At 39.2% G+C, this 20,037-nt stretch carries 18 protein-coding genes and 1 tRNA gene; 13 read left to right on the top strand and 6 right to left on the bottom strand.

Annotation, left to right across the window (positions count from 1 at the left end):
• Window positions 1–17 precede the first annotated feature (17 nt).
• The 8 genes from M0R16_07915 (at window position 18) to M0R16_07880 (ending at window position 8,650) form a co-directional block, all read left to right on the top strand.
• Entirely contained in the window at window positions 18–1,637 is a 1,620-nt protein-coding gene (locus M0R16_07915) for a CTP synthase (GenBank protein ID MCK9612814.1), read from the top strand.
• A gap of 4 nt (window positions 1,638–1,641) precedes the next feature.
• Window positions 1,642–2,661 (top strand): UDP-N-acetylmuramate dehydrogenase, encoded by a 1,020-nt coding sequence (murB, locus tag M0R16_07910; protein ID MCK9612813.1) that lies wholly within the window; start codon window positions 1,642–1,644, stop codon window positions 2,659–2,661.
• A 49-nt stretch (window positions 2,662–2,710) separates the two neighbouring features.
• Window positions 2,711–4,846: a cation:proton antiporter gene (locus tag M0R16_07905; protein ID MCK9612812.1), complete on the top strand. Its 2,136-nt coding sequence runs from the start codon at window positions 2,711–2,713 to the stop codon at window positions 4,844–4,846.
• Window positions 4,847–4,849: 3 nt separating this feature from the next.
• Window positions 4,850–5,656 (top strand): EI24 domain-containing protein, encoded by an 807-nt coding sequence (locus M0R16_07900; GenBank protein ID MCK9612811.1) that lies wholly within the window; start codon window positions 4,850–4,852, stop codon window positions 5,654–5,656.
• A 127-nt stretch (window positions 5,657–5,783) separates the two neighbouring features.
• On the top strand, window positions 5,784–6,146 hold the full coding sequence (locus M0R16_07895) for a PUR family DNA/RNA-binding protein (GenBank protein ID MCK9612810.1): 363 nt from the start codon (window positions 5,784–5,786) through the stop codon (window positions 6,144–6,146).
• Window positions 6,147–6,295: 149 nt separating this feature from the next.
• On the top strand, window positions 6,296–7,108 hold the full coding sequence (locus tag M0R16_07890) for an AAA family ATPase (protein MCK9612809.1): 813 nt from the start codon (window positions 6,296–6,298) through the stop codon (window positions 7,106–7,108).
• Window positions 7,098–7,988: a ParB/RepB/Spo0J family partition protein gene (locus M0R16_07885; protein MCK9612808.1), complete on the top strand. Its 891-nt coding sequence runs from the start codon at window positions 7,098–7,100 to the stop codon at window positions 7,986–7,988. The genes M0R16_07890 and M0R16_07885 overlap by 11 nt, the downstream gene beginning before the upstream one ends.
• Window positions 7,989–7,996: 8 nt before the next feature.
• On the top strand, window positions 7,997–8,650 hold the full coding sequence (locus tag M0R16_07880) for a DUF5683 domain-containing protein (protein ID MCK9612807.1): 654 nt from the start codon (window positions 7,997–7,999) through the stop codon (window positions 8,648–8,650).
• Between the two features lie 29 nt (window positions 8,651–8,679).
• Here the strand turns inward: M0R16_07880 and M0R16_07875 are convergent, their stop codons facing one another.
• Genes M0R16_07875 through M0R16_07865 form a run of 3 tightly spaced genes read right to left on the bottom strand, consistent with a single transcriptional unit; the run spans window position 8,680 to window position 11,204 of the window.
• The gene (locus tag M0R16_07875; protein ID MCK9612806.1) at window positions 8,680–8,961 is read right to left on the bottom strand and encodes a pyrimidine/purine nucleoside phosphorylase; all 282 of its coding nucleotides are present in this window, start codon (window positions 8,959–8,961) and stop codon (window positions 8,680–8,682) included.
• Between the two features lie 54 nt (window positions 8,962–9,015).
• Window positions 9,016–10,200, bottom strand: a complete 1,185-nt coding sequence (locus tag M0R16_07870; protein MCK9612805.1) for a tetratricopeptide repeat protein — start codon at window positions 10,198–10,200, stop codon at window positions 9,016–9,018.
• Window positions 10,197–11,204 (bottom strand): hypothetical protein, encoded by a 1,008-nt coding sequence (locus M0R16_07865; protein ID MCK9612804.1) that lies wholly within the window; start codon window positions 11,202–11,204, stop codon window positions 10,197–10,199. The genes M0R16_07870 and M0R16_07865 overlap by 4 nt, the downstream gene beginning before the upstream one ends.
• A gap of 154 nt (window positions 11,205–11,358) precedes the next feature.
• Between M0R16_07865 and M0R16_07860 the strand changes: the two genes are divergently transcribed.
• Window positions 11,359–11,799: a hypothetical protein gene (locus tag M0R16_07860; GenBank protein ID MCK9612803.1), complete on the top strand. Its 441-nt coding sequence runs from the start codon at window positions 11,359–11,361 to the stop codon at window positions 11,797–11,799.
• 26 nt (window positions 11,800–11,825) lie between these two features.
• Here M0R16_07860 and M0R16_07855 read toward each other — a convergent pair whose 3' ends face one another.
• The gene (locus M0R16_07855; protein MCK9612802.1) at window positions 11,826–14,219 is read right to left on the bottom strand and encodes a TonB-dependent receptor; all 2,394 of its coding nucleotides are present in this window, start codon (window positions 14,217–14,219) and stop codon (window positions 11,826–11,828) included.
• A 136-nt stretch (window positions 14,220–14,355) separates the two neighbouring features.
• Here M0R16_07855 and M0R16_07850 point away from each other — a divergent pair, with 136 nt between their 5' ends.
• Together M0R16_07850 and tatC are read left to right on the top strand one after the other, a co-directional pair.
• Window positions 14,356–14,586, top strand: coding sequence for a twin-arginine translocase TatA/TatE family subunit (locus M0R16_07850; protein ID MCK9612801.1), 231 nt, complete (start codon window positions 14,356–14,358; stop codon window positions 14,584–14,586).
• 11 nt (window positions 14,587–14,597) lie between these two features.
• Window positions 14,598–15,425: a twin-arginine translocase subunit TatC gene (tatC, locus tag M0R16_07845; GenBank protein ID MCK9612800.1), complete on the top strand. Its 828-nt coding sequence runs from the start codon at window positions 14,598–14,600 to the stop codon at window positions 15,423–15,425.
• A gap of 4 nt (window positions 15,426–15,429) precedes the next feature.
• On the opposite strand, the gene M0R16_07840 is transcribed toward tatC, so the two are convergent.
• Window positions 15,430–16,509 carry an EFR1 family ferrodoxin gene (locus M0R16_07840; GenBank protein MCK9612799.1) on the bottom strand — a complete coding sequence of 360 codons (1,080 nt, stop codon included), beginning with the start codon at window positions 16,507–16,509 and terminating at the stop codon, window positions 15,430–15,432.
• Between the two features lie 6 nt (window positions 16,510–16,515).
• Window positions 16,516–16,965, bottom strand: coding sequence for a CoA-binding protein (locus M0R16_07835; GenBank protein MCK9612798.1), 450 nt, complete (start codon window positions 16,963–16,965; stop codon window positions 16,516–16,518).
• A 101-nt stretch (window positions 16,966–17,066) separates the two neighbouring features.
• Between M0R16_07835 and M0R16_07830 the strand changes: the two genes are divergently transcribed.
• A tRNA-Arg gene (locus M0R16_07830) sits at window positions 17,067–17,140 on the top strand.
• Window positions 17,141–17,462: 322 nt separating this feature from the next.
• Window positions 17,463–19,832, top strand: a complete 2,370-nt coding sequence (locus tag M0R16_07825) for a penicillin-binding protein (GenBank protein ID MCK9612797.1) — start codon at window positions 17,463–17,465, stop codon at window positions 19,830–19,832.
• The last annotated feature ends 205 nt before the right edge of the window (window positions 19,833–20,037 follow it).

Below are 20,037 nucleotides of genomic sequence, written 5' to 3'. Positions count from 1 at the left end.
TTCTTAATAATACAACTATGCAACAGACAAAATACATCTTTGTCACAGGTGGAGTTGTTTCATCTCTTGGAAAGGGTATTATTTCCGCTTCTCTGGCAAAACTACTTCAGGCACGTGGTTATTCGGTAACCATTCAAAAATTTGACCCCTATATTAATATTGACCCCGGCACCCTTAATCCTTACGAACACGGAGAATGTTTTGTAACAAATGACGGTGCTGAAACCGACCTGGACCTTGGGCATTACGAACGTTTTCTCAATGTTTCCACATCACAGGCTAACAATATCACTACAGGGAGAATTTATCAGGCTGTTATCGAAAAAGAAAGACGCGGTGATTATCTGGGCGACACCGTTCAGGTAATTCCCCATATCACCGACGAGATAAAATACCGTATCCGTTTGCTGGCTAAAGAAGGCAAATGGGATTTTATTATTACTGAAATTGGAGGCACAGTCGGTGATATAGAATCACTGCCTTTTATTGAAGCTGTACGACAGATGAAATGGGAACTCGGAGAAAATAACTGCGTGGTCATTCACCTGACATTAGTGCCTTTCCTGGCTGCTGCCGGAGAATTAAAATCAAAACCGACACAACATTCTGTTAAAACTCTTTTAGAACTGGGAGTTCAGCCCGACATACTTGTATGCCGTTCCGAAAAACCTCTCAGTGATGGGCTGAAATATAAAATCGCACTGTTTTGTAATGTTTCCCCGCGTTCCGTCATCGAATCCATAGACACGGAAACGATATATAATGTACCTTTGCTTATGCACAAAGAAATGCTTGATGTGGAAGTACTTGAGAAAACAAGAATGCCTTACGACAAAGAGCCTGACCTGGATAAATGGAATAAATTCCTGTGTAAATTAAAAAACCCTCATTCACAGGTAAACATTGCCCTGGTTGGAAAATATGTTGAGCTGAAAGATGCCTACAAATCCATTCTCGAATCTTTTGTCCATGGAGGAACATCATTGCAGTGCAAAGTGAATTTGAAACTGGTACATTCAGAACATATCACTCCGGAAAACGTTCCTCAACAACTTGAGGGCATGAATGGGATATTAGTGGCTCCCGGCTTCGGAGAACGAGGCATTGAAGGAAAAATCACATCCATACGCTATGCCAGGGAAAAGAACATTCCATTTTTGGGAATCTGTCTTGGCATGCAATGCGCTGTTGTGGAATTTGCCCGTAATGTTTTATATATGAATGACGCTCATTCCACAGAAATGAATCCTGCTACTTCTCATCCCGTAATAGACATCATGGAAGAGCAAAAAAAAGTTTCAAACAAAGGCGGCACGATGCGTCTCGGAGCATACGAATGTAGCATTAAGGAAGGCACTAAAACATACAGCATTTACAAAATATCAGAAATAGCAGAGCGTCACCGTCATCGCTATGAATTTAACAATTATTACCTTGAACAGTTTGAGAAAGAAGGAATGATAGCTGCAGGAATAAACGAAAAAAATCAACTGGTTGAAATAATGGAATACACTAAACACCCCTGGTTTATTGGAGTGCAGTTTCATCCGGAATACCGAAGTACTGTCCTGAATCCACATCCCCTTTTCTCAGCTTTTATAGAGGCCGCCTGTAAGCATAACAATACAAAAAGATAATCGGATGCTACAGTTTCAGGAAAACATATCGCTAAAGCCATACAATACTTTTGGTATTGACGTAAAAGCCCGGAATTTTATAGAAATTAAAAACGACAATGATTTCATTGAACTTTTAGGTTCAGACATAATAAATAAGATGCCTCTTTTGCTCCTGGGCGGAGGTAGCAACATCCTTTTTACGAAAGATTTTGAAGGATTAGTGGCACATATTGCCAACAAAGGGATTATTAGAGTTGATGAAAATACTGATACCATTACTTTGGAAGCCGCTGCAGGGGAATTATGGGAAGACTTGATGACATATTGTGTTGCCAATGGATATTATGGGCTTGAAAACCTAACGGGGGTACCCGGGCAGGTAGGAAGTTGCCCCATACAAAATATTGGTGCTTATGGTACCGAAGTGAAAGATAGCATTTTGGAAGTAAAATGTCTTGACCTGAAAAACAAGCAAAAAATAAGCCTCGCAAAAAAAGATTGCCGTTTTGGATATCGGGATAGCATTTTCAAACATGAGTTAAAAGGAAAAGTAGTGATAACATCAATAGTTTTCACTTTATCAAAAAAATCATCTTATAACCTTACTTATAGCGGAGTAAGAGAAGAAGTTAAACGAATCTCTCCTGAAGGAATTACATTGCAAGCTGTCAGTAAAGCTATTCAAAACATCCGCGAAAGGAAAATACCCTGTACTAAAAAACTTGGTTCTGCAGGTAGTTTTTTCAAGAACCCTGTCATTACTAAAAAATTATTTAACCAACTTCAGCAGGAACACCCAAATATTGTTTTTTACAAGACCGGTGAAGAGAGTTACAAAGTTTCGGCAGCCTGGCTTATCGAACAATGCGGTTGGAAAGGATACAGAAAAGTCGAAACTGGGGTTTATGAGAAACAGCCGCTTATTCTGATTAATTATGGCAAAGCCTCAGGGAAAGATGTACTTGAACTTGCTCAGGAAATACAAAAAAGCATTCTTTCACAATTTAATTTAGAACTTACACCTGAAGTTAATATTCTGTAGAATACAGGAATTTTATTAATATTTTTAGTACTTTTACGAAAAATTTGTCGTGGAATTTTTAGAAAAAATTCAATTCCCTATCACCGACTCCATCCTTATTTTTTTACTGGTTTTTATCATCATTTTTCTTGCGCCGCGTTTGCTTAAGAAACTTCATATCCCTGGCATCGTGGGTTTTATCATTGCAGGGGTTCTTCTTGGCCCTCACGGGTTCAATATCATTGCACCCGAAAACGGTATGGGGATGTTTGCCGCCTTCGGCCTGTTATACATCATGTTTCTTATTGGGCTTGAGATAGACCTTGTTGACTTTAAAAAGCACCGTTCACGCAGCATTGTTTTCGGCATATTAACATTTATTATTCCGCTGGTGCTGGGCTTTTTTGTTTGTTATTATTTTTTAAAACTCAGTATCCTGGCTTCACTTCTGCTTTCAAGCATGTTTTCGACACATACACTGGTTTCTTATCCTATTGCAAGCAAACTTGGCATTACAAAGAACCGCGTAATGAGCACTGTGATTGGGGGCACTATTATTACCGATACTGCCGTATTGCTGCTTCTGGCAATTATCAGCAGGGTTTATACAGGAGAAATGGACTTGATGTTTTGGATTGTTTTAATAGGTATGTTAACAGTATTTATGCTGATCATGCTTTTGATAGTTCCTCTTATTAGCAGATGGTTTTTTAAGAAAATTGCTGGAGATAGCAGCGGTCAATATATTTATGTTTTGTGTGTATTATTCGGATCGGCTTTTTTAGCGGAAATAGCAGGAATTGAACCGATGATCGGCGCATTTATGGCAGGACTGGCTTTAAACTCTTTGATACCTTCATCCTCCGTGCTCATGAACCGGACAATTTTCATCGGCAATACCATATTTATTCCCTTTTTCCTGATTAGCGTTGGCATGATCGTTGACCTTAAGGTACTCCTTAATGGATATGATGCGCTGATTATTGCAGGAATACTTATTATTACCGCTGAAATTACGAAATACCTTGCTGCTTTTACTACACAAAAGATCTACGGGTTTTCTGGTACCGAGCGCAATGTTCTTTTCGGATTAAGCAGTTCTCATGCAGCCGCAACCATTGCCCTTATTCTCGTAGGCTATAACTTAGGATTACTGGATATCAGCATATTAAATGGAACTGTGCTTGTTATATTTATCAGTTGCCTGATAAGTTCGTTTGTTACAGAAAATTCCGGGAGAAAGCTGGCAAAAACTGAAAAAAGCATAATCAGGGATGATGTAAGCAGCCCTCAGAGAATACTTGTTGCCGTTTCAAACCCAAACACCATTGAAACACTCATGAACTTTGCCATCCTCATAAAAAACAGGCATTCTAAAGAGCCAATATACCCGCTGAATGTTGTTTTAGGCAACATTGATTCACCGGAAGCACGTTATGATATTCTTGTAAAAAGCAGAAGGATAGAAGAAATTGCCCGGCAGGCAGTCACCGAAGAACAAACCATACAAATGGTATCACATATTGATGTTACTGTTGCTAACGGCATCAACCGGGCTATTAGTGAGCTTACTATTACTAAGGTTGTGCTGGGATGGAACGGTCAGACTTCCACATCTCAAAGCATTTTCGGTGGAATTCTGGAAAATGTCCTGCCACGAAATAACCAAATGATGTTTGTTGTAAAAGCTTTACACCCTTATGGTTATTTCAAACGCCTGGTAATATTTGTTCCACCTAATGCCGAATTTGAACCGGGTTACAAAAAGTGGATGCGGCAAATTGCTATATTGGCAAAAGAGCTTTCGGCAAAAGTTTTAGTTTTTGTATCGGGCGACACTCTTTTGCAGTTAAAACAAGATCTTGACTATTCAAAAATACCTGCTACAAACTTTGTTGATTTCAGCGACTATGAAAATCTTGAGGGACTTACCAATCACTTAAACTATACGGATTTGCTCATCTGGATATCTGCACGTGAAAATACGATATCACATACAAGTTATTTATCTTCCCTGCCAAAAATACTTTCTAAAAGCTTTATTAAATTTAGTTTTATTATCATTTATCCTGAGCAACACTCCTATCAGCATGATACTTCGGTTATGAACCTGGGAGGATTGACAAAATCTCCTATACAGGAAAATATCGAACGTATCTCAAAAATAAGTAAAAATGTAAAAAAAGCCTTTAAAGGCAAATCATAACTTATGGCGCTTTTCCCAAACTTCCGTATAGGGTTTAATACATACTCCGATGCCCACAAACTTATCATAAAACACAAATTGTGGGGATATGTTCTTCTGCCAGCTATCATTAATGTAAGCCTGCTTATAATACTTGTTTTTTTTGGGTGGCACTATTTCAATCAGTTCACGGAGTGGTTGCAGGATGTAACGGGTCTATCATCAACTTCCTCAAGGTTCTGGAAATATTTAGTCGTTTTTTTTAAATGGGCAATTAAAATAATTCTTTATGTGATTTTATTCTTTTTATATTTTTCTATTTACCGTTACATAGTACTGATGCTCATCTCTCCTGTCCTTGCAATATTGTCTGAAAAAACAGACAAACTGCTCACAGGCATCAATTACCCTTTCCGCATGAAACAATTTTTAACAGACATTCGACGCGGAATTCTCATTGCAATAAGAAACCTTCTGATAGAAACAAGTTTTACTATCTTATTCTTTTTTATTGCGTTTATTCCTATCATCAGATGGCTGGCCCCTGTTTTTATTTTCTTTATTACGTGTTATTTTTACGGTTTTTCTATGATAGACTATTCAAATGAAAGAGCAAGGATGAATATTGGGGAAAGCATCAGATATATGCGCAAAAACAGGGGAATGGCCATATCCAACGGCATGGTTTTTTATTTCGTTTTTTTCTTCATTCCGGTTGTAGGTTTTATATTTGCCCCCGCCTATTCAGTAATAGCAGCAACAATTGCTGTAAATAAGGCCAAAAAAAACATTTCTGTGCCCCAGAAAGCTCCAACCATTATTTTACCATAAAAAATATTTTCCCGGCATCAGAAAATGATAAAATCAATTTTCTGACAACCTTTTTACATAAAAATTTGTCCTTTCTTAATATAATTAAGATTTTTTTTATTTTTGTAACAACCAAAAACGAATTAAAATGGAAGAGAAAGAATTTAAAGAAAGAAATGACCGTGGGGATATTTTCTCTAAAGCAGTAAGGGCAGGGAAAAGAACCTATTTTTTCGATGTAAAATCTACCCGTAACGAAGACTTTTACCTCACCATTACCGAAAGTAAAAGACGTTTCAACAATGAATCGGGGAAGTTTTTTTACGAAAAACACAAAATATTTCTGTACAGTGAAGATTTTGAAAAATTTTTAAAAGGACTTAACGATACCATAACTTTTATCAATACGGGAGAAAAACCGGCTCCCGAACCCGAAGAAGAGATGCTGACCAGTGAAGAAATGCCGGATGTTAACTTTGATATAGCTGGCGAAACGGAACCAGACAAGTAAGCCACTCCTTCCATATAATGAGTTTTCTCTTTACGGATAAGCCAGCATACTGTCCGTTGAGAATATTGTGCATTACTTTTGAAAAACATTATTTCACTATTAAACAAAAGAGATTATTTTTGTAAAAAGAATACTAATTTTTACTTTGTATGGGAAAAGTAATCGCAATTGCCAATCAGAAAGGTGGAGTCGGCAAAACAACCACGGCAATCAACCTCAGCGCCAGCCTTGCAGTTCTCGAGCATAAAACATTGCTGATAGATGCTGACCCACAGGCAAATGCTACTTCTGGAGTAGGTTTTGATCCAAAAAACATAAAAACCAGCATTTATGAATGCATCATCGAAGATGTGGAACCAAAAAATATCATTCTTAATACCAAAACCCCTTACCTTGATTTACTTCCCGCCCATATTGACTTGGTAGGTGCCGAGATAGAACTTATAAACCAGCCTTACCGCGAGAAAATGATGCGGAAAGTAATCGCAAAAATCAAAGACTGCTATGACTTTATAATTATTGACTGTTCCCCCTCACTTGGGCTCATTGTAATTAATTCTCTTACCGCCGCTGATTCTGTTATCATTCCAGTGCAATGCGAATATTTTGCCCTTGAAGGCCTGGGTAAACTACTTAACACTATCAAAATAGTACAGTCGCACATGAATCCCGAGCTTGACATTGAAGGCATATTGCTTACCATGTACGACCAGCGTTTACGCCTATCAAACCAAGTTGTTGAAGAAGTAAAAACCCATTTCCAGCAAATGGTGTTCGACACCATCATACAACGAAACACCAAACTCGGTGAAGCTCCCAGTTTTGGTGAAACTATCATCATGTACGACGCTGAAAGCAAAGGCGCAATAAATTACCTCAACCTTGCAAGAGAAATTTTACAAAAAAACGATTTAACAAGATACAAACAAAGCGATAAAATAATCAATCCTGATGTCAACTAAAAAAAGAAACAGCGTTATAGGCAGAGGGCTAAGTTCCCTGCTTGAAAATCCTGAAACGGATATCACAAGTAAGAGTGATGTGATGGGAAAATATGTTGCCGGCGCTGTAACCAGTATTAAATTATCACAGATAGAAGCTAACCCTTTTCAACCCCGTGACGTGTTTGATCAAACCGAGCTGCAAGAGCTTGCCGAATCACTCAAAATTCACGGCATGATTCAACCTGTTACACTTCGCAAGCTGGGTTTTGACAAATACCAACTCATTACCGGCGAAAGGCGATTTAAAGCAGCACAAATAGCAGGTATGGAAGAAATTCCGGCCTACATCAGAATTGCCGATGACGAACAAATGCTCGAATGGGCGTTGATAGAAAACATACATCGCAAAGACTTAAACCCTATGGAAATCGCTTTCTCTTACCAGCGTCTGGTAGAAGAATGCAACCTTACTCAGGAACAACTCAGCCAGAAAGTGAACTCCAAACGCAGTACCGTAACAAATTACCTTCGGCTGCTCAAGCTTCCTGAAGTAATTCAAAAAGCACTGAAAGAAGAAAAATTAACTATGGGACATGCAAGAGCTATTGCTGCCATGGATGACTACAAACTCCAAATGCAGATATTCAGGATGATCATTGAAAAAGAGCTGTCTGTAAGAAGTGTTGAAAAAATGGTTAAGGATTCTTCAGAGAAAAAACACCAAAAGCACGAAACTGCAAATGAAATTCCCCAGAAAATCCATGATGCAAAAAAAATACTTTCCGAAAAACTTCATTCCCCTGTGGATGTAAAATACAATAATAAAGGTAAAGGAAAAATCGTTATTTCATTCAACTCCGATGATGAACTAAACAACATCATTGAGAAGTTGAAATAAACGATACTATGTTGTTTCGCTTTTTAAAATATTTACTACCCTTTATTCTTACTGTACTAACGTGTGAAGCTTACTCACAGGGAGTCATCGTAGATACTACCAAAGCCGATACCCTCATAGAAAAGAATATCGTCATTAAGGAAGTTGACAGAGAAACCATAAAGCAAAAAGTAGCGGCTGCTAAAGACACCATAAAACCCAAACTGCACTCCCCGCGAAAAGCAGCATGGATGTCGGCGGCTTTACCGGGGCTTGGCCAAATCTATAACAAAAAATACTGGAAATTACCTATCATTTATGTAGGCTTTGGGGTGATTGGCTACCTGGGTTATGATTATTATACAAAGTTTAATAAATATAAAGAAACCTATGTATTTCGAACAGGGCTTGACAGTACGGCTACTGATTATTTCCCGGGTATCTCTTCAAAAGAGCTGCTTTATGACAACTGGAATTATTACCGGCGTAACTTTGAATTAACCTGTATTTTCGGCAGCCTTTTATACATACTCAACATTGTTGATGCCGCTGTTGACGGGCACCTTTACAAATTCGACATCTCAAACGACCTGAGTATGCGCATTGAACCCACCATGAACTCGACAGCTTACAACCATATTAAAAATTTATCAGGAGGGGTAAAACTTACCCTGAAATTTTAACAGGGTTGTTCACTGCTTTACCTGTCTTACTATCTGTACAGGCAACGATATGCTGTATCGCCCTTAACTTTCATCTTAAATTTTACGTCTTTCGCTACAATAAAAGTATCAAACTCTTTGTATTCTTTCCATTCCGTTTCACCCGGAAGCAAGGCATGCATAACACCGGAAATTACGGTCATGTGCTCAACGGTTGATGTGCCGAATTCGTATTCCCCTTCAGCAATAACGCCAACTGTAGCTTTTCCTTCGGGAGTTTCAAAAGAAAGAGATGTTACTTTGCCCCCGAAATATTCATTTACTTTAAACATAACATTTTTTTTTGTTTTGCTGCAAAAATAAAATAATAAGTTCATACAGGCACATTAATTATTCTCAAGCATAAAGCTGAGGTAATCGAGCATCAGTTGAATTTCTTCCTTAGGAATGTTGTATCTTATTAAGTGCTGAGAATCGGCATTCAGGCTGTTGGTAAATCTACTGAAGTTGTTTCCCATGCTGTCGAGGCTTTTCAAATAATATACCGATGCTTCTTCTCTTTGGCCTTTTGCCCAGAGAACATGCCCGTAGTTCATATAATCATAAGGATTGGCCAAGGAATATTCGATGAGTTTCAGAAAATATTCCTCTGATTTTTTTAAATCGCCAAGAACAAAAAGACACCATGCTATTGGCCTGTATATGCCGGTGTTTTCCTTAAATGAAAATTCAATTTTATAATAATAATTAAGCGCTTTTTTATAATCTTCCAGGTTGAGATAACAATTGGCAATATTCATAATGACCTGCGGATTGTCTTCTTCTAATCGTGAAGCTTCATTATAATATTCCAGAGCTTTGTTATAATTGCGTAAGCATTGGTAACAATAAGCTATTTTTTTAATAAGCCAGGGCACCCCGGAACCGAATAATTCAGCTTTCAGGTAGTATTCAAGAGCCTCCTGGTATTTTTTATTCCGCTGCATGCAGTACCCTGCTTTTTGCAGTATATCCATATCAGGTTTTTCTGTTTTTAAATAAAGCTGAAAAACCTCAAGGGCTTCTGTATAATTTTCGGTTTTAAAATAAAAATCAGCAATTTTTAATATGAATTTGGGCTCGCGGCAAATAGCATTGATGAAATTTTTGTTATAAAAATCAAGCTTTGTTAAAAAAATGTCTTCAAAATCTCCTTTATTATGATATAATTTAAAAAAGCGGTAAATGTCCTGTATATATTGAATAATAATCGTATTGTTTTTTACCGACATATTGAGCATTTCATCCTCTCTTGCCAGTTCATCCATGCCCTCCAGTTCTGCATTGAACATGTTCAGTAACATGCTTTTTTGCTGTTGGGGCATCAGCTTCAGGTTAAGTAAAAAAGAATATTTATCAGAATTGCACATATAAGTGGATTTTTCAAGTAAATCAAGAAAAGCATTGCCCGATAAATTATCTTCGTTCTGAAGCATGTTGTCAACATCAGGGTTTGTTTTCCAGAAAGGAAGGAACCAATTTGATATACTACCAAAAAATTCAAAATTTTTCAACATAGAAAATGCACTCATAAAAACATCATTCCTTCAAGCTGCATTTTGGAAAGTTCTTCCATTTTATTCAGGAGTTCCGGGGCATCTTCGAGTATGGATTCCCAGTCGGGATTTTTGTCAGCAGAAAAATCCTCGGATAGTATATTTTTCAAATCAAGCTTATCTTCAATACGCGGAGTAAGTTTTTGAATGTCAGGAATTATCTCTTCCCTCATTTTACGTGTGATACGCTCTGTATCTTTTGCCTTCAGAAATTGAATAATAACACTTAACAAATCCTGTTCGGGTATTTCGTTTTCTGCATATATTTTGTTGATTTTGTCATTCAAGCCTTTATACAAGTTTACTCTTTCATCATAAACATAAAATAATAATACCATCCCTACAAGTGCACGTTGCGAAACCTGTGAAATGCCGGTTTTATAATATTTAAAAACCATATCCATCTTTGACACATCAAAGTACCTCAGCATACTTATAGTAAGTGCACTGACAATATTGCAGAGGTAATACCATTCATTAGCCAGCTCTTTTGATATTCTGTTAATAAAAATGATGTCCGAATCACTGAGTTTATCTGTATAAACAATGTATTCAAATAAATCTTTATAAAATAATTTATTCTCGATAGTAGCTTTATCTTGCAAAACTTTTTTACTTTCAATTAGCCCGCTGAATTGATTTTTTAGTTGTTCGGCACTGTTGTTTTTTTTCTTCTTCATGGTATAAAGAGCCGGATTATTCTTTTCAAGATAATATTCCTTTATCTTGTCAGCCAGCTCGAACAGCATAATTACCAATGAATTGAGAACAAGCATACGCTTGGGGTCGTCAACGCCCTTCATGGTGTATTTCAAAACATTGAAATAAGTTTCCCTGCAATACAGCAGTTCGTTATGAAATTCATCCACTGTTACATTTTCAAGTGTTTTTTGCAGTTCATACAATGCATCGAAGATTTTCATTCCTGCAGCTTTTCTGCAAATACTTTTATGCCGGCCTATAATTTCTGCTGAAGTCATGTGATAATTTTAGCATTTATATCAAAAATAATGCTTTTATGCGAAAACAGCAAACTTGACAGGTTTTATTAAGAATTCTGACAAATAAATGATATTGTTTATTTTATATGTTTTATTTTATATCTTTGTTAAACTGCCACAAAATCACATCAAAATGAAAAGTTTTTATTTTCCTTTTTTTATCATGGCCATCCTCAGTGTGATGGCGACTTCATGCGAAAAATCTGTCTTGACGCCTAATATGCCCTCAGAATATGAAGGACGTCCGGTGGTGGATCAGGGAACTATTTATGTTACCGGTAAAAACATCACGATTTGGCTTTGGGATAGCGGAGAAATTGACGGCGATGTGGTTACTTTAGTCTTAAATGATAAAATAATACTGGACAGCTACACGCTGGAAGCCACTAAAAAAGAACTCCAGGTAGAACTGCCAAATCTGGGTTACAATTATCTTTTGCTCTTTGTGAACAGCGAAGGCCTTCTCTCACAAAACACAGCAGCGCTGGCTATTGATGACGGTACCGGCGAACAGAGCCTTATCATACAATCCTCCCTGCAATCTTCCGGAGCTGTTAGTATCTACGTTCAGTAAGTTCTTTACAGCTTTTCTTTTCTAAACTAGAACTCTATAATCAGCCCGAGAGTTGGCAATATGGAACCACTTGGGTTTTCAATATATTGCGCCTTATATTTTCCGGGGTCTATAGGGTCAATCACAGGCTCCCCATTTTCATCCCTGACGATATCAATTATAGGTGCCTGGTCGCTTTTAAAATTATAAACATTTTGTATGTCAACATAGATACTCAAAGCAAGAACTTTCCAGAAAAACTTTTTATCCACCCGGATATCAAGGCTGTGAAAAGGTTTGGCACGCATGCTGTTTAACTTGTCATAATCGGGTATTCCCCTGTAACTGACATTCCAGTTAGCAATGGTGCGGGTGGCCTCAAAATCATAAGGTGTATAAGGCGAGCCCATTGAAAACCTCCATTTCACACCTACATCCCAATAATGCTTAAACGACTTGCCCAGCGTAATATTCACAATATGTTCATTATCCCAGGAAGAAGATACGTATTGGTTGTTTTTATCTTTAAATTCACTTTTGACAAAAGTATATGTTACGATGCCATAAAATCCTTTATATAGCTTCTGTTGAGCCATCACTTCAATACCCATGCTGCGGCCTTTGGATGTTGACACCACTTCGTCGTTGCCGATTATACCAAAATCACTGCCCAGGTTGGCCAGCGAAATAGAATCACGCACCAGGAAAGGATATTTGCTGTATACCTTATAAAATCCTTCTGCATTGATTTTCATGTTAAACTTTGTGAGGTATTCAACCCCTGCCACCAAATGATACACATTAATATAAGAAACATTGTTATTACGATTAACCATTTCATAATTTACATCCCTGTATCCTAAAACAGTATATGGCGGTAATTGATAGTACCATCCTGCATTTGTAACCAGAGTCAGGTCATCTGTTAAACGAACGGTAAAAGACACCCTGGGTGATATCTGGTGCAGAGGGTTCTTCATGGACTCATCATAATCGTTGCCGTCCATTCTTAATCCCAGCGATAAGGCAAACCTGTCCCTGAAAAGTAAAAAACTTGCCTGTCCGAATACACCATAGCGCCACATATCAAATTCCGATTTAAAATCTATGGTATCCACCCCGAAAGGTGTGGCAATTTTGTTGAAAGTGGAATTATTGTATTTATCATATTCCACATTCAGTCCGAAATTAATTTTGATAGCTTTGTTAAGACGTGCTGTATGCTCTATCCTGAATTTATTTTCAACTTCCTGAGAACGGTAATCCTGAAGCAGGTTTTCCTGCTCCTCAACATTGTTTTGATACTTGTTCGATTTGTTGTTAAGAAAATTCCTGCTTAATACAGCGGTCAGATAGCTTTCTTTAAAAAAATGCACATACTTGGCACCTATCATATAGTTCCACTGATTGGTTACAGGCAGATACCTTAAAAGATATTTTTGCTGGTCGGTGCCGCTCTCCTGTAATTTTGTATTCAGCTTAAAACGGTCAATGGCTCCCAATCCGAGCACTGTGATTTCATTTTTATTATTCGGCTTCCATTTGTATTTAAGCTGAAAATCATTATAAGTTGGCAAAAACGGCAACTTCAGCAAACCAAACAATAATTTAAGATATGACTGCCTTGCCGACAATATAAACGACGAATTTTTATGCAGTGGCCCTTCAAGAGAGAGCCCAATATCACTGGCTCCAATGGTAAATTTTCCGCCAACTTTATCCGTATTTCCATCTCTCAGATAAAACTCCATGATGGAACTCATAACATTGCCTCTGTTTGCAGGAAATGCACTCGAAGAAAACTCCACTTCCCTGATAAAATCAATATTCAGCATGCCTGCCGGCCCACCCGAGGAGCCCTGCGTGGCAAAATGGTTGATGTTAGGCACTTCAATACCGTCAAGATAAAACCTGTTTTCGTTGGGAGCGCCACCGCGGATAATAATGTCATTTCGATAGGCAACCGTAGCTGCTACACCCGGAAAGGATTGAATCACTTTGGAAATATCACGGTTGCCTCCCGGATATCGCGACAATTCATTGGCGCTGATGGTGCGCATGGAAATAGGGCTTTCTTCCTTCTTTACAAAAGGCGATGCTTTAATTTCAACACCGCTGAGGTCTTCAACCGTTTGCTCCATCAATATGTTCACAACTGCAGCCGAAACAGAATTCACATCAATTTCATACATGATCTTGTTTTTATAGCCCACAAAAGTGGCAATGATTGTATAGGTGCCGGGTTTCAGGTTTTTTATTTCGTATTTGCCGTCAATATCTGTAGAAGTTCCTGTAGCTGTGCCCTGTATAACAATATTGACAAAAGGCAGGGCTTCGTTGTTCACAGCATCGAGCACACGACCTTTGATGCTTCCCTGCTGGGCATGCAGCAGTATGGAAGGCATCATTAAAATCCAGAGAAAAAATATTTTTGGTTTCATTTTTTTTTATTGGGCTACAAAATTACTACGATTTTTTGTTATTTAAACAAATTCTAAATAATTTTTTTTACATTTTTAATAATTCATTGAAAATCCGTAAAAAAAGTGTAAGTTTGTAATATCAAAAACAATTTTTATGTCTTTGCAAACTGTTTTACTTGGTATCATTGGTGGGCAGGAAATCATTATCATTGCCATCATCATACTGGTACTGTTCGGCGGAAAAAAAATCCCCGAACTGATGCGTGGCCTGGGCAGGGGTGTTGGCGAATTTAAAAAAGGGAAAAGCGAAATAATGGACGAATTGGATGAAGTGAGTGGTAAAAACGATACATCAACATCCGACAGAGGCAATGAGCCTAAATAATCTCTACCTTTATGTTTAAGTTCCTGTTGAGCCAGCTTGCCGGCAAAAAGGAAGATGCCTCTTTCTGGGAACATGCGGAAGTCGTACGTGCATTCGTTATCCGATCATTAATAGCTTTTTTTGTTTTATCAATAGCAGCGTTCTTTTTTAAGGATTTTATTTTCAATACTATTATTCTTAATCCAAAAGACAAGGATTTTATTACTTACCGGCTGTTATGCAGGCTGGGCTCACTGGTGAATACCGATTCGCTTTGCATAGAAAGTTTTGATTTCAGGCTGATAAACCTTACCATAGCAGGGCAATTCCGCTGGCATATGGTCATATCGTTTTTAACTGGTTTTATTTTAGCGTTTCCTTACATACTTTGGTGCTTATGGCGCTTTGTACGCCCTGCCCTGTCTGCTGATGAGATAAAACACTCGGGACGTATCGTTTTTTACATCCTGATTTTATTTTTTCTCGGGCTGGTGTTCGGGTATTTCGTCATTTTGCCTTTAAGCATCTATTTTCTGGCCAACTATGAGCTGAGTTCGCAGATCACCAACCATATTACGATAGGCTCATATATCTCCACCATAGCTGTCATCCCCTTTTCAACAGGCATCATCTTTGAATTGCCCGCGCTTATCTATTTTCTTGCTAAAATCGGACTGATCAGCGCCGGATTTCTGAAGAAATACCGGAAACATTCATTTGTAGTAATACTGATCATCGCAGCCATCATCACGCCATCCACGGATGCGTTTACCCTTGCGCTGGTAACCATTCCGCTGTACCTGTTATACGAAATCAGCATACAGATCGCAGCGAGGATCGAAAAGAAAAATCAAATCTGAGTTTTTATTTTTTTTTGCTGCCGGGCATTTTGTAATCGCCGGCCTTAACACCGGGAGCTTTGTATTTTCGCCAATACCGGGTCAGGGAGGTATATTCAAATAACAGATTAAAAATTTTGAATTTCAGAAGAAAAAACACTACTAAGTAAATTAAGATATACATAAGCAATGTAACACCCCAATTCAGCAAACTTTCGGTAATTTTAAAAGCAGTATCCGGCAAAGTGCCAAAAAACCTGAAAATCAAAGCATATATCGGCAGCGCTGAAACTGTAATAAAGATCATCGCTAAGAGCAGATGCGAAACCTGTATGGCTTTCTCAGGACAAAGATTGATGCAGCGCATGCAGCTTTCGCAGTGAAGCGTCCAGTATGGCCTTGCGCCGTACATCCTGATAGCATTTGCAGGACATTTTTCATAACAGATACCACAGGCATTGCATTTGTCGGTGGCAATAAAAAGCTTTGCCAGAAAGAACCGCCCGTATAACTGATACGCGAAAGTGATCGGAATTATAGCGATATCAATCGGCAGCATGACAAATACCCAGTAATGAAAAAAACTTTTTCCATCGGTTACCCGGTCAGCAAAGCGCTTAACAATGCCTTCGCAACGCTGGAACATCGAAGCAATGACTTTTTTCCTGTATCCCGGGTGTATGCTGATCCAGTTTGAAGGCAGGTCGATAGGCAGCATTCCTTTTATTCTGTACCCTTTCAGCAATAACAATAAAAAAGGCACCCACATGGCTACACCGCTAAGGCCGGGCAAAAACAGCTTACTCATCTTCGAACCGGCACGGGTGCTGCTTAAGAATACATGCGCATTTTTTATCCTGGGAAACCTCCAGAAAAACTTCAGTATCAGCCAAGGAGTGCCAAACCCATGTGTGGGATAACAAAACCCCACCAAAGCCTTTCCTTTGACATCAGGTTTTTCGATAAACTTTTGTCGGTCGACGGGCATCAACTGAACAGCCAAGCCCTTTTCCTCAGCTTTTTCAGCCATCCAGCGGCTCGAGGTCAAAGCATTTCCGGTACCGCTCAGGTAATAAATAATAAGTTCCTGGTATGGCTTTTCCATAGAAAATTATTTTGGCAACCTGCCAAAAAACTTCATCACAGAGCGGTGAAATTTATGCATGCCGGCCGGCTGAGAAAACATCATGATACATTTGCCGTGGATCATGTTTATATTATTTTTGCCGGCATAGTCCAGCACTTCTTTGGTGTGCGACCCTTGCTGTACCCAGATATTTGTTATCCCCTTGCCTGTACATTGCTGCACAGCTTCCAGTGTTTTTGGTTTGGGGGTAAGGATAACAGCAGCTTTTATCTCCTGCGGCAGGGCTGCAATTTCTTTGAAGCACTTCTCCCCTTCTATATTGTAGGTATTGGGGTTTACCGGAACCACGCTAATGCCTTTTTTCCGGAGTTCATCGTACACCGTGCGGCCGAATTTTCTTTTATTTCTTGATACGCCTATAATGGCAATGGTTCCTTGTTTATAGAAATCATCAATTTGTGCTTTTGTGATCATGGTTATATATTTTGTAAGCAAAGTTACATTCTTTCCATGGAGAATCAAAACAAATAAACATCAGGATAATTCCTTGATAATTATTATTTTTGCAAGCGATTGGCTCCGTAGTTCAATTGGATAGAATAGCAGATTCCGGTTCTGTCGGTTGGGGGTTCGAGTCCCCCCGGAGTCACAGTTTTAACGACCTAAACGATTGATAATTAAATGATTAAATCCTAATTTTCGACAAAGGGTAAAACATAGGTAAAACATTTTTGTAAAGAATTAATTATCGGTCAATGAAAAAAACTACAACCTAATACTACAGAAGTTTAGATTTTAAATTAAAAATTATTTTACTACACATCATAAGCTAATTCACTCCCTGATTTGAATCTTATAATAACTTAAAGAGGCGCAACATTGTATCAGTTGATATTTCATATCAATATTTCTAAACGTATCGTAATCTATTATAAATTATATCTGCTCACATTTTCGTACCTTTGCAAACTATGCTGAAGGACATCTTTGCACGGATAAAACTCAAAGCCATACTATTAAGAGCAAAACTATGGAACATCTTATCTCAGTTTAAACAATGGCGGCAGGCAAGGAAAGAAATAAATAAAAAGCGCCGCTTGTACATCAGGGTGTTGCGCACCGTGGCGTTTGCCTTCATTTTTTTCCTGCTTTTTCTTTTACTTATGAACATCAATTTCCTGTGGTTGTTCGGCAGGTCGCCGCGCATATCCGATATCAGGAACCCGCAACAGAGCGTCGCCTCTGAGGTATTCAGCGCCGATGGGAAGATGATAGGCAGGTTTTTCAAGGAGAACCGCACGCCCGTTGATTTCAGCGAGCTGTCGCCCATGCTGGTCAAAACTCTGATAGCCACAGAAGACCAGCATTTTTATTCGCACTTCGGCATCGACTTCAAAGGGCTGCTCTCGGCTTTCCGCGACTGGTTCAAAGGGAATTACCGGGGCGCCAGCACCATCTCCCAGCAACTGATTAAAAACATGTACAAATCGCGCACTGCATATTCCAAAGGATTGCTGGAGTACATCCCTTACGTCAGGGTTGTGGTCATGAAAATGAAAGAATGGATAGGCGCTTTTAAAATAGAAGTGTTTTACTCCAAAGAAGAAATACTGGCCATGTACCTCAACACCGTTGATTTCAGCAACAATACTTTTGGAATAAAGACTGCAGCAAGGGTATATTTCGGAACCACCCCATCCAAACTAAAGCCGGAACATATCGCTATGCTGGTGGGCATGCTCAAGGCGCCAACTACTTACAACCCGTTACGTAAGCCCGAAAAATGCACTAAACGCAGGAACGTGGTGCTTAAGGTCATGCAAAGAGAAAAACTTATAACGGAAAAGGAATGTGATTCTCTTTCCGCTTTGCCGCTGGGTATCAATTACAGTGACGAAGACCTGTCATACGGTCAGGCGCCGTATTTCAGAATGGCAGTGGCCAACGCTATAGAGAACTGGTGCAAGGACAACAAACTCGATATCTACACTTCGGGATTGAAAATTTATACCACCATTGATACCCGCATGCAGAAGTATGCCGAAGAAGCTGTAAAAAATCAAATGGACTTCTTACAACGGGAATTCAACAGACATTGGGGCAACGAGAATCCATGGCGCGATGCCAGTTACCGTGAGATACCAAACTTCATCCGCAGCAATGCCATGGAAAGCGGGAGGTACAAGGCTCTCAGAAAAATAACCGGCAGCCAGGATTCCGCCCTTGCACTGATGACGAAGCCTATACAAATGAAATTATACCACAGCAGGAAAGGAGTTGCCGATACTTTACTCAGCCCCATGGATTCCATACGTTATTGCATGCGCCTGCTGCGAGTTGGCTTTGTTGCCATTGAGCCAGACAATCGTTATATAAGGGCATGGGTGGGCGACATTGATTACAGATTCTTCAGGTACGACCATGTGTCACAGTCGGAGCGGCAGCCGGGCTCCACGTTCAAACTGTTTGATTATGCCGCTGCTTTTGCTTCCGGACTGGGACCATGCGACATGCGCAGAGACCAGTACATTGATTGGAAGTACAAGGAAAACGGCAAGGATATGGTTTGGCGGCCACATAATGTCAACGGGTTTTTCTACAATATCCCTGTAAGCCTGCGCTCAGCCTTCACCAATTCAATCAACAGCATTGCCGTAACGCTTGCAAGAGAAGTCGGCATCAATAAAGTTATTGAATATGCCTACCGGCTTGGCATCAGAACAAAACTGGACGAAGTACCTTCGATAAGCCTCGGTTCCGGCGAAGTAACGCTGCTGGATTTGGTGAATTCATATGCCTCTGTTATTGCCGATGGGATGTACGAAGCCCCAGTACTGGTAACACGCATCGAAGACCGCAACGGTAAAGTTTTGTGGAAATACGAACCTCAAAAGTACCAGGCCGTAGATTATGAAACCGCATTTCTGTTGCAGGAGATGCTTAAAGCCGGACTGAAAGAACGAGGCTCCACAGTACAGAACCTCTGGAGCTACAACATTTTCAAAGACGGAACGGAATACGGCGGTAAGACAGGCACGTCGTCAAACCACAGCGACTGTTGGTTTGTGGGTGTGTCTCCGAAACTTGTGAGCGGTGCATGGATCGGTGGTGAAAAGCGCTGCATACATTTCCGTCCGGGCAACAAACTGGGCGAAGGAGGCCATGCAGCTTTACCGATATTTGGACACTTTATGGAAAAAGTTATGAAAGATAATTCCCTTAAAGCATACAGGGGGAAATTCCCTGAACCCAAACAGAAAATCACAAAGAACTACAATTGTTATACTTCCATCCCTGATTCGATACTGAACATTGTTGACTCCATTAGGGGCGCTGAATAGATGCCATTCCGCGCAAGATAAAAAACATTACTACGCTTTTTCTGTTTGTTTTCTTGTTTGCCTAAACCGTTTTATTACATTGAGTATTCTAAGTTAAAAACAAATTTTTTTTAAAGTTTTTTTTTAACAAATTTAAACCCCAATTACACAGCCATTCTGACAAAAGGTTCATCACGTTTAACAACAGCAAAAACTCTATAAACCA

Source organism: Bacteroidales bacterium (genome assembly GCA_023228145.1).
GTDB lineage: Bacteria > Bacteroidota > Bacteroidia > Bacteroidales > CAIWKO01 > CAIWKO01.
The sequence above is the reverse complement of the archived record's forward strand: the minus strand, read 5'-3'. Positions and strand labels throughout refer to the sequence as shown.

Coding starts and splice junctions, on each gene's coding strand:
- M0R16_07915 (MCK9612814.1), top strand. CDS start 18: ATGCAACAGACAAAATACATCTTTGTCACAGGTGGAGTTGTTTCATCT.
- M0R16_07880 (MCK9612807.1), top strand. CDS start 7,997: ATGTTGTTTCGCTTTTTAAAATATTTACTACCCTTTATTCTTACTGTA.
- M0R16_07900 (MCK9612811.1), top strand. CDS start 4,850: ATGGCGCTTTTCCCAAACTTCCGTATAGGGTTTAATACATACTCCGAT.
- M0R16_07860 (MCK9612803.1), top strand. CDS start 11,359: ATGAAAAGTTTTTATTTTCCTTTTTTTATCATGGCCATCCTCAGTGTG.
- M0R16_07875 (MCK9612806.1), bottom strand. CDS start 8,961: ATGTTTAAAGTAAATGAATATTTCGGGGGCAAAGTAACATCTCTTTCT.
- M0R16_07890 (MCK9612809.1), top strand. CDS start 6,296: ATGGGAAAAGTAATCGCAATTGCCAATCAGAAAGGTGGAGTCGGCAAA.
- M0R16_07885 (MCK9612808.1), top strand. CDS start 7,098: ATGTCAACTAAAAAAAGAAACAGCGTTATAGGCAGAGGGCTAAGTTCC.
- M0R16_07870 (MCK9612805.1), bottom strand. CDS start 10,200: ATGAGTGCATTTTCTATGTTGAAAAATTTTGAATTTTTTGGTAGTATA.
- M0R16_07895 (MCK9612810.1), top strand. CDS start 5,784: ATGGAAGAGAAAGAATTTAAAGAAAGAAATGACCGTGGGGATATTTTC.
- M0R16_07855 (MCK9612802.1), bottom strand. CDS start 14,219: ATGAAACCAAAAATATTTTTTCTCTGGATTTTAATGATGCCTTCCATA.
- M0R16_07850 (MCK9612801.1), top strand. CDS start 14,356: ATGTCTTTGCAAACTGTTTTACTTGGTATCATTGGTGGGCAGGAAATC.
- M0R16_07835 (MCK9612798.1), bottom strand. CDS start 16,965: ATGATCACAAAAGCACAAATTGATGATTTCTATAAACAAGGAACCATT.
- murB (MCK9612813.1), top strand. CDS start 1,642: ATGCTACAGTTTCAGGAAAACATATCGCTAAAGCCATACAATACTTTT.
- tatC (MCK9612800.1), top strand. CDS start 14,598: ATGTTTAAGTTCCTGTTGAGCCAGCTTGCCGGCAAAAAGGAAGATGCC.
- M0R16_07825 (MCK9612797.1), top strand. CDS start 17,463: ATGCTGAAGGACATCTTTGCACGGATAAAACTCAAAGCCATACTATTA.
- M0R16_07865 (MCK9612804.1), bottom strand. CDS start 11,204: ATGACTTCAGCAGAAATTATAGGCCGGCATAAAAGTATTTGCAGAAAA.
- M0R16_07840 (MCK9612799.1), bottom strand. CDS start 16,509: ATGGAAAAGCCATACCAGGAACTTATTATTTATTACCTGAGCGGTACC.